At 59.1% G+C, this 13208-nt stretch carries 10 protein-coding genes and 1 tRNA gene; all 11 read right to left on the bottom strand.

Annotation, left to right across the window (positions count from 1 at the left end; all coding sequences use genetic code 11):
* Positions 1-151: 151 nt before the first annotated feature.
* The 11 genes from AAEZ08_RS20510 to AAEZ08_RS20460 all read right to left on the bottom strand — a co-directional run bounded on the left by AAEZ08_RS20510 (position 152) and on the right by AAEZ08_RS20460 (position 12963).
* Positions 152-1465 (bottom strand): hypothetical protein, encoded by a 1314-nt coding sequence (locus AAEZ08_RS20510; RefSeq protein WP_500125040.1) that lies wholly within the window; start codon positions 1463-1465, stop codon positions 152-154.
* Between the two features lie 24 nt (positions 1466-1489).
* Complete coding sequence (locus AAEZ08_RS20505) at positions 1490-2788, bottom strand: hypothetical protein (RefSeq protein WP_500125039.1); 1299 nt, start codon at positions 2786-2788, stop codon at positions 1490-1492.
* Positions 2682-3992, bottom strand: coding sequence for a glycosyltransferase family 4 protein (locus AAEZ08_RS20500; RefSeq protein ID WP_102819821.1), 1311 nt, complete (start codon positions 3990-3992; stop codon positions 2682-2684). The genes AAEZ08_RS20505 and AAEZ08_RS20500 overlap by 107 nt, the downstream gene beginning before the upstream one ends.
* A gap of 60 nt (positions 3993-4052) precedes the next feature.
* Entirely contained in the window at positions 4053-4562 is a 510-nt protein-coding gene (gene rfaH, locus AAEZ08_RS20495; protein WP_500125038.1) for a transcription/translation regulatory transformer protein RfaH, read from the bottom strand.
* A gap of 55 nt (positions 4563-4617) precedes the next feature.
* Positions 4618-5361 carry a WbqC family protein gene (locus tag AAEZ08_RS20490; RefSeq protein ID WP_181067291.1) on the bottom strand — a complete coding sequence of 248 codons (744 nt, stop codon included), beginning with the start codon at positions 5359-5361 and terminating at the stop codon, positions 4618-4620.
* Between the two features lie 22 nt (positions 5362-5383).
* Positions 5384-7594 carry a polysaccharide biosynthesis tyrosine autokinase gene (locus tag AAEZ08_RS20485; RefSeq protein WP_500125037.1) on the bottom strand — a complete coding sequence of 737 codons (2211 nt, stop codon included), beginning with the start codon at positions 7592-7594 and terminating at the stop codon, positions 5384-5386.
* Positions 7595-7643: 49 nt separating this feature from the next.
* The gene (locus tag AAEZ08_RS20480; protein WP_181067289.1) at positions 7644-8576 is read right to left on the bottom strand and encodes a glycosyltransferase family 2 protein; all 933 of its coding nucleotides are present in this window, start codon (positions 8574-8576) and stop codon (positions 7644-7646) included.
* Positions 8545-10107 carry a lipopolysaccharide biosynthesis protein gene (locus tag AAEZ08_RS20475; RefSeq protein ID WP_500125036.1) on the bottom strand — a complete coding sequence of 521 codons (1563 nt, stop codon included), beginning with the start codon at positions 10105-10107 and terminating at the stop codon, positions 8545-8547. Before AAEZ08_RS20475 ends, AAEZ08_RS20480 begins: the two co-directional genes overlap by 32 nt.
* A 23-nt stretch (positions 10108-10130) precedes the next feature.
* Positions 10131-11312, bottom strand: a complete 1182-nt coding sequence (locus AAEZ08_RS20470; RefSeq protein WP_500125052.1) for a DegT/DnrJ/EryC1/StrS family aminotransferase — start codon at positions 11310-11312, stop codon at positions 10131-10133.
* Between the two features lie 75 nt (positions 11313-11387).
* Entirely contained in the window at positions 11388-12146 is a 759-nt protein-coding gene (locus AAEZ08_RS20465; RefSeq protein ID WP_500125051.1) for a hypothetical protein, read from the bottom strand.
* 740 nt (positions 12147-12886) lie between these two features.
* Positions 12887-12963, bottom strand: a tRNA-Met gene (locus tag AAEZ08_RS20460).
* Positions 12964-13208: the final 245 nt, after the last annotated feature.

Here is a 13208-nt window from a genome sequence, read left to right as displayed (position 1 = left end):
CGTTATCAGAAGCGAGGATGACGAGAGGTCATTGCGCCGCGGGTGAGCAGCGACGCAGAGTCAAAGCAGAGTGGTCAGCGCCGTGATGACTGGGTTGTCATACGCGCCTGGAATGCGGCGGACGGAGGTGCAAGCAGTTCAGTGATTTCACTCAACCTTCGTGCGGCACAGCCCGCAGGCTGACGATCTTCGGGAATCCCGTCAGCTCAACCGTGGCGCTGCAGCCACGATCTTTGCCTGGACATTGCCACTCGGTGCTGGTGGTTACTCGTCCGTGCTGTGGCTGTGCGGTATCGATCAGAGCGACCCGCCCAGCATCCTGCGTGCTGGCTTGCAGCTCGACCGAGCGCGGTTTACCAGCGCTCCACGCCACGATCAGTTCTTCGTCGCCGCGGGCAAAGCGCAGCATCACCACGTCGCCCCTCGCGTTCTCTTCACGTCCAACGAAGGCGTACTGGCTGACGATCTCGCTGATGGCGCTGAGTACCAGGTATGCCGGCTTCAGTGTGAAGTCCTGCCGAACCAGGCCGAAGTTGTGCTCTCGCTCGGTCTTGTCGGTGCCGTCGTTTCTGAAGTCGTACCACCACATGCCCTTGATACTGGGGAGCGTTTTGGCGAGGAAGAAGCTGCGGGCGAGATAGGCGGCCTGCAGGGTCTCGTCGATGCCGCACGCGCCCTGATGCGACGGCCAGGCCATCTCAGTCAAATAGAGCGGCACTGGGCGTCCGGCAGCGCGGGTCAGGTCCTTGTCGACCTCGGTCATCCATTCGATCCAGGCTTCAGGTGTGTTACGTCGCCAGCCTCGGCAGTGCACGTAAGGGTGCAGTGACAGGCCGTCCACCGATTGCATCAGCCCGTTCTCCAGCAGACGCAGGGCGAAGCCGGATTCGATGCCCTGGGTGGTCACGGCACCAGCGAGCACCTTCGCATTGGGCGCGCGCTGGCGGATGATGCCCGAGGCATCGGCGATTAGCCGTGCGTAATCCTGGGTGAACTCGGGGTCGCGCGGATCTTCGACGTCCCATTCGTTCCAGATCTCGTAATAGGCCACCTGGCCCTTCAGCTCTTCAGTGATGAACTCGACATAGTGGTTGAAAGCTGCTCTGACCGGCTCGGTGCGGGGCTTTTCTCCACCGCCGTAGTGCGAGTTGCCATAGCCGAGGATGAACTGGGTGCTCAGCCCTTGAGCGGCGGTTGCCTTCAGATAACGGTGCCAGTGCGGTTCGATCTTCAGCTGCCCAGGCCTGCGCTCCACATAGGCCCAGTGAGCATCAGTGCGCACGGAGGTGATGCCAGCGTCGCGCATCATCGCGTAGGCACGGCCGCTGGGGTCGCCCTTGTGCAGCTCATGGGCACAGACGCCGACCACGAAAGGCTCCTCGATGGTCTGGGCCGGCGCAAATGGGGCAAGGCCTAGCAGGCCGCCCAGCAGCAGGGCGTTGAGCGGGGTAGAGCGCTTCGTCATGTGGATCATCCGTGAAGGTAGGTCTCAGGTCAGGTGCTGCAACTCGGGCAGCCGTTGTGCCGCCAGGTTGTTGCTCGGGGCGCGAGCCGGGGTCAGCACGTGGGAGATGGCCAGGCCCAGGAAAAGCGTGGCGATGGACACCTCCAGTACATCCGTGGCCCAGGCGACCAGACAGATGCAGAACACGATCGGCAGCAGGGCACTGCGCAGCCGCGGGCCACGTTCATGCAGACGCAGCATGAGTGGAAAGGTCAGCAGGTAGAGCAGCACGCCGAATACGCCGAGCATTCCCCACAGGTAAAGCGCGGTGCTGTCGGCGATGCTAAGCAGTTCGAGCCCCGGCAATGGATAGACTTGGCCGGCACTGCCCACGGCACCGAACCCCGCGCCCCACAAGGCCCAGCCCTCGCGGGTGATGACTTCGATGAAGTTCGGCCAGCTGTTGATCAACCGATCGGCAAAGGAGGCCAGTAGGGTGCCGTTGTTGGCTGCATTTGGGTCCAGGCTTAGCACCAGGCTGGCCATAGGCAGGGCGAGGCCAACCAGCACTGCAACGAGAAAGGCCGTCGCACTGGCAAAGCGGTAGGCGGTCAATATCAGCATCAACAGCGTCAGTACGTACGCTGCGGCAGTGGATTTATTGGTGGTCAGCACGATGCCGATCAGGGCGGCGATGTAGAGCAGTACGCGTAGTAGCCGCGAGCGCGTGAATGCGGCGATGAACAGGCTGTAGATCGCGATCATCACCGACAGCGCGGTAGACATGCGGGCGAAGCCGCCGATGCGGTCGATGTCGTCGAATGCCCAGGAGCGGTTGGCGCTCAGTTCCACCTCGCCGACCATGTAGCTGTAGCCTTTCCAGGGCACGTTGGTGAGCATGTCCAGGGCAATGCCGACAAAGCTGGCGATCAGACAGAAGCCGATGATCCGCCGCAGGAGCGCCAGCCGTAACTCCAGATGCCGGCCGCAAATAAGGCCGAACAGCAATGGTATGTAGATGAACAGGCTGAAACCGATGTTGGCCAGCTCCGCGCCGTGCATCAGTGCCAACTGGGCGGACGTGATAATTCCCAGCAGCACCAGCCAGAACGCCGGCCAGCCGCGATAGCGCAAAAGCTCCAGGCCCAGCGCGATCAGACAGGCAACCTTGGGCAGGTACAGCAGCCAGGATATTCCGGCCATGTCGAAGTAATAGCGCAGCGCCCCGGAAAAGGTTTCAGTCAGCAGCAGCGAGGCGACGACCAGCGTCAACAATGTCGGCTTGTCGAAGGCCAACGGATTCGAGTCGCGTCGCCGCGGGGTAATCAGCAGGCTCTGGTTCATGGTGGATTCTCGTTCCCTGAAGTGTTTCACGCAGGATGGTCTGGTACTGATCCAGCATGCGTTCCATATCCAGCAGCGGCAGTACGCTGGCCCGCGCCTGGCTGGCGAGCCGCTGCCGCAGTGCGCCGTCGATGTAGAGCCAGAGCATGGCGATGCCGAGTGAGTCGGGGTCATCGGGTGAGCAGAGCAGGCCATTGCATTCGTCGCGGATGATCTCTGGCAGCCCGCCCATGTTGCTGGCGATCACCGGCAGGTGGTTGGCGCAGCCTTCGACGGCTACTAGGCCGAACGGCTCGGCCCACAGCGACGGCACCACCAGCACATCGATGCTCTGCATGAAGGCGTCGCTGTCGCAGTAGCCGAGAAAGCTGACCTTGGTTGGATCGGCCATGGCCTTGAGCTTGGCCTCGTATTCCAGCTTGCCGCGCCCGGCAATATCCAGCCGGGCATCGATTTCCAGTCGCTGGAACTGCTCGATCAGCCAGCCGACGCCCTTGTTCTCCGAGAGTGTGCCGATGTACCCGAACCGCAGCGGATGGTTGCTGCGTTGCTTTGGATTGCTGTCCTGGCCAGGATTGGCCGGCGTGCAGTTATGCACCACATGGCGGCGGGCGTGGCTGAAGTAGCCTTGCGTGGCGATTCGTTCGAGCACGAAGCGGCTGACACCGACCACGGTGGCAACTTGCGCCGACGCACCGGCGTGGCCGAGGCGGAATACCGAGCACAGGCCGCACTGGCGCTGGCAGCACTTGCCGCGATTGAACATCGTGTCCTTTGGGCAGAGCAGGTACAGGTCGTGCAGCACCTGAACGATGGGCAGCCCCGCAGCGGTGATTTCGTCCCAGGCGGAAATCGACCAGCCGGTGAGGTTGTTGCTGACGACGATGTCGGGTCGCTCCTGCTCGATCACGTCGCGTACGTAGCGGCGCATGTCGCTGTTGTAGCGGTCGCGGTAGTGCCAGCCTAATCGGGCAACACGGCTCGGGCGCTGCTGGGTGTAATGCCAGTAGATGTTGGCCAGGCCGGCGCGATAGATCCGCACGCCTGCCTGAAGCTGCATGTTCAGTCCGGCATCCGGACCGGTCGCCAGTACCGCTACCTCGCAACCACGACGCTGTAGTCCCTCGGCCAGGTGGCGGAGGATGACTTCCGCGCCGCCGCCGACATGCGGGGCGTAGAACGCATTGAGGAATAGGATCTTCATCGGTTGGCTCGCTGATTGATCCTGTCAGGCTGCTCGGAGGCGCCGAAGCGCCTCGCCTGGTCAGGAATAGCACTGGAGATAGCGGGTGGGCACCCGGACTTTCTGTTCACGCTGCAGCAGGTTGAGCAGGATGACGGAACGCTCCTCGCCGTCGCTGCTGACGAAAATCGCTTCGATCTCACTGAAGCTGCCGCCACTTAGCTGTACCCGATCTCCGGGTGTGAACGGCCTGGCCGGCGTGTTCTGCTCCTGGGCGAGGCGCTGTCGCAACTGCTCGATCAGCTCGTCGCGTACCGGTGTGGGCTGGCCGCCGAAGCTCACCACACGACTGACGCCGCGGGTGGAGCGAATCGGGTACCAGTTGTCATTGATGCAATCCAGGCGGATGAACAGATAGCCCGGAAACAGTGCTTCGCCGGTCCTGAAGCTTGATGAGCCGCGCAATGGCGGCGGCGCTTTGATCGGCCGGTAGCACTCGAAGTGCTGGCGCAGCAGGTGTTCCTCAGCGCGTGCTTCCTGGCGTGGCTTGGTCTGGATCAGATACCAGCGGGCTGTAGTGTTGGTTGTCATAACGAGTTCCTTCCCTGAATTGGCCTGCCTCAATCCGATGACAGGCTGAATGTCGTCACGCCGGTGCCAGGGTTGCTCTTTTTTCGTGACCCTCGACCACGCTGAAGCACTGCAGCAGGTCCTTGAGCGCCTCGCGACTGTTGAACATCAGCACGTCGATGATCGACAACGACGGTACGAATGGATGCTTGAGCTGCGGATAAGCGATGTCGTCCATTCGCAGGAAACGCAGCAGCAGCCCGTCAGCGCGGAAGCGGGCCGGGCAATAAAGATCCATGCCGCCAATGGGGTTCAGGTAGAGCTCGCCGTCCATGCGGTGTGTGATCTGGATGACCCTGTCCTGCATCTCCATTTTGGCCGGCAAGCCAAGGCTGGAGCCGCGATAGATTGGCGTACGGATATTCATGTAGGCGCAGAGGCAGCGCAGGGCGTTCTCGGTAAACAGCGCCAGGTTGCGTTCCGGGCACTGGAGGATCCCGCGAATCAGCGGCAGCACTGTGTCGCGTTGCGGAGCCTTGGCATAGCAACGCTCGAGCGTCGTCATCAGCGCTTCGGCCTCCTTGTCGAAGTCGTCGCAGAGCCAGCGCTGATTGATGTGCTCGGTTTGGTGACCTTTCTTCAGTGGGAACGTAATCAACTTGGGCTGGCCGTTGACCAATATCCGGTTGCGATTCATCCATGAGCCTTTGACGAACTGCAGGTCGTCGCCCAGGACGAATACGTCGCTGAGCGCGATGAGTTGAAAGTAGCCCAGGTATGGGAATAGGTAAGGCTGCATCATCGAGACGGTTCTGAGCACAGTGCACCTCCTTGTCTGACGTTCAGGCTTGCTGGGTGTAGGTGTAATAGCCGTAGGCACCGCTGTCATAAGGTGACGTCGATGCCTTGCGCTTCACGGCGTTGAGAATCACGCCCTTGAGGATCACGCCGTTCTGCGCGAGCCGGCGTTTGGATGCATCGATCTGCGAGCTCGTGCTGAGACCGAAGCGAGCTACCAGCAGGTTGGTACCGGCCTGCTGCGCAACGAGCACCGCATCGGTGACGGCCAGCACGGGCGGCGTATCGATGATGATGAAGTCGTACAGCTTCTCTGCCTCCCTGAGCAGGCGGGAAAAGTTGTCGTGCATTAGCAGCTCGGACGGGTTTGGTGCGGAAAAACCAGCGGATATGAAATGCAGATTCTTCTGCTCGGTACGGTTGCTGACTTCCGCCAGGCTCAGGCCACTGGCCAGCGCATCCGAGAGTCCGTGGCGTGGTGCCATGCCGAACAGGGTATGCAGGTAGCCGCGACGCATATCGGCATCGATAAGCAACACGCGCTGTCCGGTCTGGGCGATGACGGCGGCGAGGTTGCTGGACACGAACGACTTGCCCACCGCAGGGGTTGGGCTGGTGATCATCAGCACCTTGTTGCGCGCCTCGAGCATGGCGAACTTGAGGCTGGTACGCAGGCTGCGCAGCGATTCGACGGCCAGGTCGGTCGGCTCGGTGAGGCTGAGCAGCCGGGTTTTGCCGTCGCGGCTCTTGCGGCTGCGGTTCAGCTGATCCTGCGAAGCACTGTAGGGCAGGCCGGCATAGACCGGCACGCCTAGCTTCTCGATCACATCCGGGCTTTCCACACCGCGGTAGAACGCCTGGCGCAGCAGAATCACTGCCGCCGAGGCGAGCAGGCCGACGAAGATCGCGATGGCCACCACCAGTGGTTTGACCGGTTTGGAGGGCTTCTCGATCATCGAGTAGGCGTTGTCGATGACGCGCACGTTGCCGATCGTGCCGGCGCGCAGGATGTCCTGCTCCTGGGCCTGGTTCATCAGCAGCGTGTAGGTTTGGGTCGTGACTTCCATGTCACGTTGAAGGCGCAGCAACTCCTGCTGCGTCATGGGGAGAGCGTCGACCTTCTTCAGCAGCTGAGCTTTCTGCGCCTGCAGCTCGTTCATCTGGGTCATCAGTGTCCGGTAGGTCGGGTGTTCGCGGGTATAGAGGCGGTCGTACTCCACGCGCTTGAGAGACAGTTCGGAAACCTGTGTTTCCAGGGCGACGATCTGATCCAGCACGCCTTTGGTCTCGATGCTGATGTCTACGGACTTGGAGCTGGTCTGGTAGGCGTTCAGCGCCGCCTCGGCTTTTTCCAGTTCCTTACGCACCTGTGGCAGCTGCGAGCGCAGGAACTCAAGGCGCTGGGCCGCTTCAGCCGAACTGCGCTGGATGTTTTGACTGACGTACAGGCGGCTGATTTCATCAAGCACCCGGTTGGCCAGTTGTGGGTCGGGATCTTCCAGGGACATGTAGATGATCCCCGAGTCCTTGCCGGCTTCGCCGACTTTCAGGCGGTTCTGGTAATCCAGCGCGGTGGTCTGCGGACGATTCCTGACCAGCAGGAATTCGGTGCCGGGGCGCGCCTGCAGGTTGGCGACCTGCACCTTGAAGCCTTGGCTCTCAACAGCCTGGTTCACTTGGCCACGCAGGAGCAGCTGCTGCTCGTCGTCATACAGGCTGTAGTTGTCTGCATTGCCGGCCACCAGTGTGAGCTCCATGCCCAGATAGGCCTCCGGAACATCGAGCTGGAATACGTCGAGCTTCTCCCCGCCCCAGGCGTACCCAACCAAGCCGAACAGCGGAGCAGCCAGGGCACCATCGGTCGCGGGGTCATGTCTGCGAGCCAGGTAGCTACCAATGAGCGGGAAATGCCGCGGCTTCGCCACGATATAGAGCTTGAGCTCTTCTACTGCCTTTCCCAGCACCGCGCGGGATTTGAGCAGTGAGATTTCGGTGACCGCCTGGGACACCGAATCTGGCCGGGCCGATATTTCCGGCACGCCGGTGATCGCGGCTTTTTTCGGTTCGATCTGGATCATCGCGGTTGCCTGATAGATCGGGGTAGCGATCAGTGCGTAGGCGACACCCAGCGCGGCGAATAGCCCGGTAATGGCGATGATCAGCGCCTTGTGGTCGAAGGCAGTGCGCATTATTCCGGCGAGATCGATGCGGTTGTCCGCGTCATATTCCAGCGAAGAGCGGGTCAAGGCAGTCATTGGGGTCCTTCCTCATGGTGCGAGTTTGCAAAGAAGCGGGGCGGGCTGGTCAGCTCCTGGCCAGCCGTGGGCTCAACCGGCGCAGCAGGTTGAGGCTGATGTTCTGGGCGATCGTCGAGAGCGCCTGGATCTTGCTGAACGGCGAGATCAGCGAGAGGCACTCGCCGAACACCTGGATCAGGAAGTACTCGTAGAGCGCGTTGTTGCCGATGCAGTTGTAGTAGCGCGCCAGCGAGTAGTGGGCGTGCATGGCCATCTGGATGCGTTGCCGGCTCGGCTGCATGGAGAAGATGCCGCCCTCGTGCACGCGGTAGGCGGCGGGGCTAATCTCTTCCATGAACTTGCCCTTGCCGTAGGCGCCGAGCAGCGACCACCAGCAGATATCCAGCACTTTCACGCCGAGCAATTCCGGCGGCAGTTCCTGGATAAGGTTGCGAAAGCACACCGTCAGCGTCGACAGCGGACGGCCCTGCATCAGTTCCAGCGCGGTGGCGTCCTTGCGCAGCTTTCCGGTGAGCTGCGGGCTCTGGATGATGCCCTGGCTGTTGAACATGAATGCATCGTGAAAGGTGATCACGTAGTCACGATGCTGCTCGAGAAAGTCCACCTGCTGCTGCAGTTTGGTCGGGTCGGTCCAGTAGTCGTCGCCTTCGCAGTAGGCGATGTACTTACCCCCCGCACGGGCGAATAGCCGCATGCTGAACGGCTCGCCAAGGCTGAACTGGTTCTGCGTCTGGTAGATCGGCTTGATGATGCTTGGGTAGCGTGCCGCGTAGTCGGCGATGATCGCGGCGGTGGTATCGGTCGAGGCATCGTCGTGAACGATCACCTCGAAAGGGAAATCCGTTTCCTGCTGGAGAAAGCTCTCCAGCGCCTTCCTGATAAACGATGCATGGTTGTAGGCCAGGCAGACGATGCTCAGCAGCGGTTCGGTCTTGCCGCCCCAGCTTTCAATCAAGGCTTGCTCGCTCTTCAATTCCATTTTTGGATGCTCGCTTGGTGATAAGGAGGTAAAGCGTGAGTAAAAGCGGCTTCGAACTGGCAGCGACCAGCAACAGACAGATCAACCCGCTCACGGCCAGCGCCACGATGATGTCGAAGCGGTTATCGCTGGCGATCAGCGCAAACAGAGGCTCGCTGATTGCCAGACCGAGTACGGTCGCTGCGGTGATCCGCAACATGTCGCGTATCCAGATGCTTTGCAGGCCGGGCGCGAAGCGTCGGTGCACCACTGGAGGCCAGACCGCGAAGGTCGCCAGGCGCAGAAAGAACCACGCCAACGCAGCCCCGTAGGCACCGTGGGCAAGGGCTGCGTAGATCACGATCGGCACACTGATGACGGTGGAGATCACGCTGTACCAGATGTGTAGCCGCAGCTGCCCATAGGCGTATTGCAGGTAGAACTGGAATGCGCTGACTGCCATCAGGGCGCTGCCCGGCACATACCAGAACAGCATGCGCTCGCTCCATTCGGCAGCGGCCGCGTCGCCGGTCCAGGCAAATATCAATGGCTGTCCGTGCCAGGCAATTACTGCCGCCATCGGAAATAAAACACTGCAGACGAAGCGGCTGGCGTTGAGATACAGCCGTTCCATGTCAGCGATCCGTCCTTCGGCCACCAGTACAGTCATGCGCGGCAGCAACGTCTGCACTAATGGATTGGTCAGGGTCATTATTCCGGTGGTAATCAGCGCCACCAGTGAAAAGTATCCGTACTCCCTGAGCAGCAGCACCTTGGAAAGCAGCACCTTGTCCAGCTGCGTCAGTACGATCCATAGCAGCGAGGTGAAACACATACCGCCAGCAAACGGCAGGATCGGTCGGACGACTCTCCAGTCGATTCCGGTAAACAGCCTAGGGCTGGACAACTGGACGTAGGCTTTGCTGGCGAAAGCGAGCGTCTCTACCAGGGCAACTGCGCTCTGAAAGAGAAAGAAGTCCAGCGGGTCTTGCGAGATGTAGGCGACCAGAAACAGCCCGCCGAAATAACGCAGGGTGGCGATCAGCATGTTCGCGGCATTCAGCCAGCCATGCAGCTCCACGCCCTGCAGGCCGCTCTTGTACAGCGTTGCATATAGACGCAGGCCGACCATCAGGCCCATCAGGCTGATGCACTGCATGATGGTTCCGGTGCTGAGCTCACGAGCCTGTAGCCACGTCTGTGCGATCCAGCCGCTGGCGAGAAAAATAGCCGCGCACGTGGTCAGTACGATCGGCAGCAACAGAAGTTCGAAGGAGCGCAGTAGACGCCCGGCGGGCCCCGGTCCGGCCATCAGTTCGGCTTGGCCCCTATAGTGCGCCACCTGGCGCACCAGTGCCGGCGACATCCCGGCATCAAGTAGCTGCAGCCAGGCTTGAAGCACGGCGAAGAAGCCGATCAGGCCATACGCCTCTGCTCCCAGATGCCCCAGATAGAAAGGCAGAATCAGAATGCCGATCAGCAGGGCGTAGGCCTGGCCAAGGTAATTCAGGCCGGTGTTTCGGATCACCGATAGCCGCTTGGGATCTGACATAAGCTGTGAGTAGCCTCGATAAATCAGGAAATGTGTTTGCACTCCGTAGCGGATATGGGCTCGGCGACGCCGAGCATCCCGAACGCTTCGACGAACGGCTGAAACAGCGTACGGCTCGACTGCGAGCTGTGAACCGACTCCTGAATCAGTGTCTGCACGACCATCTCCTGCACCTTGCGCGGCAAACCTGGATAAATCGGCAGGCACATCACCCGGCGGCTCAGTGCGCGGGAGCGGGGCTGCGGCGTCTGTGGTTGCAAGTGCTCAAGCGTGTCCAGCGAGGGGTAAAAGTAACGCCGCGGATTGATACCGTTTTCATTCAGCTGCGAGCGGCAGCGCAGAAGTTGGTTTTCGTCATCGAGTGCGATAGGGAAATAGCTGTAGTTGCATTGAGATTCGGGTTGTAGCAACTGCAGGTCGAAATGGTCGCCAAGGCGTTTTTCATAGCGTCGACCGATCTCGGCGCGGCACTCGAGAATGAGTTCGATGTCATCGAGCACGCACATGCCCATGGCTGCGGAAAACTCATTGAGCTTGGCATTGATGCCAATGCCTTCGATCTGATCGGTGTCGACGATGCCGAAATTACATAGCAGCCGTACCCGGTCGGCCAATTCGTCGTCGTTAGTGACGATGGCTCCGCCCTCTATGGTGTGAAACAGTTTGGTGGCGTGAAAGCTGAGGGTGCTGATGTCTCCCCATTTGTAAACGGACTGTCCTTTATGGCGAACGCCGAACGCATGTGCGCCGTCATAAACAACCTTCAGGTTGTGTATACGCGCAATCTGCTCGATACGCTCCACATCACAGGGATTGCCGAATACATGGGTGGCAACTATGGCGGATGTGTCCTGTTGTATATGGCGCTCGATCTGGTTCGGGTCAAGATTCCATGTGGCCGGATCAATGTCGGCGAAGATCGGTTTAATGCCTTCCCACTGTAGCGAGCTGGTGGTGGCCACGAAACTGAACGGAGTGGTAATTGCACTGCCATTGATTCCAAGTGCCCGATAGGCAATCTGTAGTGCAATGGTTCCGTTGTTGGTGAGAATGATGTTCCTCACTCCCAGATAATCTTTCAGTCGTTGCTCGAGGGCGGTTACAAGTGGCCCGTTATTGGTGAGCCAGCCAGTGTTGTAGATTCGGTCGATATAAGCTTTGAATTTGTTTTTGCTGCCCAGGTAAGACTTGGTGACATTTATCATGGTGATTTCCTTATCGAGGCTTTCAGCCATCCGGCTGTTATTCAGCACGCGCGCTCATGAGAGCAGCACGCTCACTCAAACCGGCTGGTGGGCACCAATCACACTGGCGCGCCGTGCTCTGCGCTGGTTATGCCTTAGGATCATTCGAGTAAGCAGGCTCCCGGCATGCGGATCACCGAAGTGGAATATCGCGGTTGCGCGTAGCTTCGCCGGATCGCAAGGCTCGTTGGCATGCAGCGATCGATAGCCCCAGAACAGGTAGAGATTGCCTGGCACCAGTTGCAGGCGCTGCGGCTTGAGAAGACCGATTGCGATCGCTCGAGTAACCAGCTTCCGGCTTAGGCTGTTCTGCAGCAATACCTTCTCCAGCACGTTGAACAGCACGTATTTGCGGACTTTGCGAAGGTTGGGAAACAGCAGAAGATCACCGCGTTCCTCGCCTTCACGCGGTATCTCAACCGGAAGCAACGCGGTAACCAGCGAGGCGTCAAAGTGAAAACAGTTCGACTCCTTTCGTCCCGCTTGACCTTGCACGCAGCGCATAACCAGATAAATGCGGTTGCTGTGAGCGGCCATACCTGCACCGATCCGATAGATGTCGGCCAGCAAAGCCCTGAACTCCGGCGCGGCACTCAGTATGAGTGAGCCGGATATTTGTTCTCCGTCGTGAATCGCGAAATACTCCCCGCGATGCCGTTGCGCCTGGTCAAACACCTGCTCACGCAACTCAATTAATTGATTGCTGTTCAGATAACCGGGCAGGCAAGCGAACCCTTTTCGATTTATCTCCCAGGCAATCAGCGCTTTATCCTGAGCTTCCAAGCTATGAAACATGGACACGATAGTTCTCCCTGTGATTGCGTTTTCTGCTTTTTATTTTGGTAAAGCTACCGCCACCGGCATGCTAAGCCGCTGCAGGTTACTTGCTGCGTAATGCTTGCCTTTCAGCAGTAGAACTTCTCGTCTATTCGAGTATCGCGAGATCGTGGAATGTTCAGGCAAAGCTACCGCACCCCGGAAACTATCCAGAGGCTTTATACGATACCGATGACGAACAAGCCTACATCGCTACTCTACGGAAGCGCTGCTAATCAGGCAGGGGGTTTAACTCTCGCGTCACAAAACTTGACCTGTCCAGTTGGTCTTAAACTGCTTTGCAACGTATTGCTCCCTGTTGTGAATAGATATCCGTCATAACGTGAACCAAGTCAAGCTAGCGAGCCAAAAAAATGTTGAATTCAGCCATGCCTTGTCAGTCGGGCGCGTTAACATATTGAATTATATTGATTTTTGATTTAGAGGCTGACCCATGATGACTATCATGGGCCGTTATAGTGAGCGTTAAAATTAGCTCCAAGGTGAATAAGAACTCGTCGCCTTACTGGGTCTTTAGTATCGATTGCATAAACGGGAGGCTTATTATTCCGAGGGCATTAGGCAACTACTCTTGGAAAGAGTTAATTCTATGAATGCTTGGGGGATTCGACCGTTAGTCGAAGGGCGCGCACCTGCTGGGGCGGCAAAGAAGACGCTCAAACGAAAAAGGCCACTCGGTTGAGTGGCCTTTTCGTATTTGGTTGCGGGAGCCGGATTTGAACCGACGACCTTCGGGTTATGAGCCCGACGAGCTACCAGACTGCTCCATCCCGCGTCTGTGGGGCGCATTCTACAGTCGGAACACTCGATGTCAATCGAAATGAATAAAAAAGGTTAATTTATTCAAAAGGTTAGCCCGGGTCGCGCGGAGAGGAGCTAGCCAAGGGGATGCGCTTTTTCAGGCGGCAAAAAAAAAGCCACTCATCTGAGTGGCTTTCAAAAATTGGTTGCGGGAGCCGGATTTGAACCGACGACCTTCGGGTTATGAGCCCGACGAGCTACCAGACTGCTCCATCCCGC

Origin of the sequence: Pseudomonas sp. E45-MNA-CIBAN-0222 (assembly GCF_040310405.1) — a bacterium.
In the GTDB taxonomy this organism is placed as follows: domain Bacteria; phylum Pseudomonadota; class Gammaproteobacteria; order Pseudomonadales; family Pseudomonadaceae; genus Stutzerimonas; species Stutzerimonas stutzeri_AC.
Note: the sequence above shows the minus strand (reverse complement) of the source record. Positions and strands in the feature narration are given on the sequence as shown.

Excerpts from the sequence above, each read along its gene's own strand:
- AAEZ08_RS20470 (WP_500125052.1), bottom strand. The coding sequence starts at position 11,312 with ATGATAAATGTCACCAAGTCTTACCTGGGCAGCAAAAACAAATTCAAA.
- AAEZ08_RS20465 (WP_500125051.1), bottom strand. The coding sequence starts at position 12,146 with ATGTTTCATAGCTTGGAAGCTCAGGATAAAGCGCTGATTGCCTGGGAG.
- AAEZ08_RS20510 (WP_500125040.1), bottom strand. The coding sequence starts at position 1,465 with ATGACGAAGCGCTCTACCCCGCTCAACGCCCTGCTGCTGGGCGGCCTG.
- AAEZ08_RS20475 (WP_500125036.1), bottom strand. The coding sequence starts at position 10,107 with ATGTCAGATCCCAAGCGGCTATCGGTGATCCGAAACACCGGCCTGAAT.
- rfaH (WP_500125038.1), bottom strand. The coding sequence starts at position 4,562 with ATGACAACCAACACTACAGCCCGCTGGTATCTGATCCAGACCAAGCCA.
- AAEZ08_RS20485 (WP_500125037.1), bottom strand. The coding sequence starts at position 7,594 with ATGACTGCCTTGACCCGCTCTTCGCTGGAATATGACGCGGACAACCGC.
- AAEZ08_RS20500 (WP_102819821.1), bottom strand. The coding sequence starts at position 3,992 with ATGAAGATCCTATTCCTCAATGCGTTCTACGCCCCGCATGTCGGCGGC.
- AAEZ08_RS20480 (WP_181067289.1), bottom strand. The coding sequence starts at position 8,576 with ATGGAATTGAAGAGCGAGCAAGCCTTGATTGAAAGCTGGGGCGGCAAG.
- AAEZ08_RS20505 (WP_500125039.1), bottom strand. The coding sequence starts at position 2,788 with ATGAACCAGAGCCTGCTGATTACCCCGCGGCGACGCGACTCGAATCCG.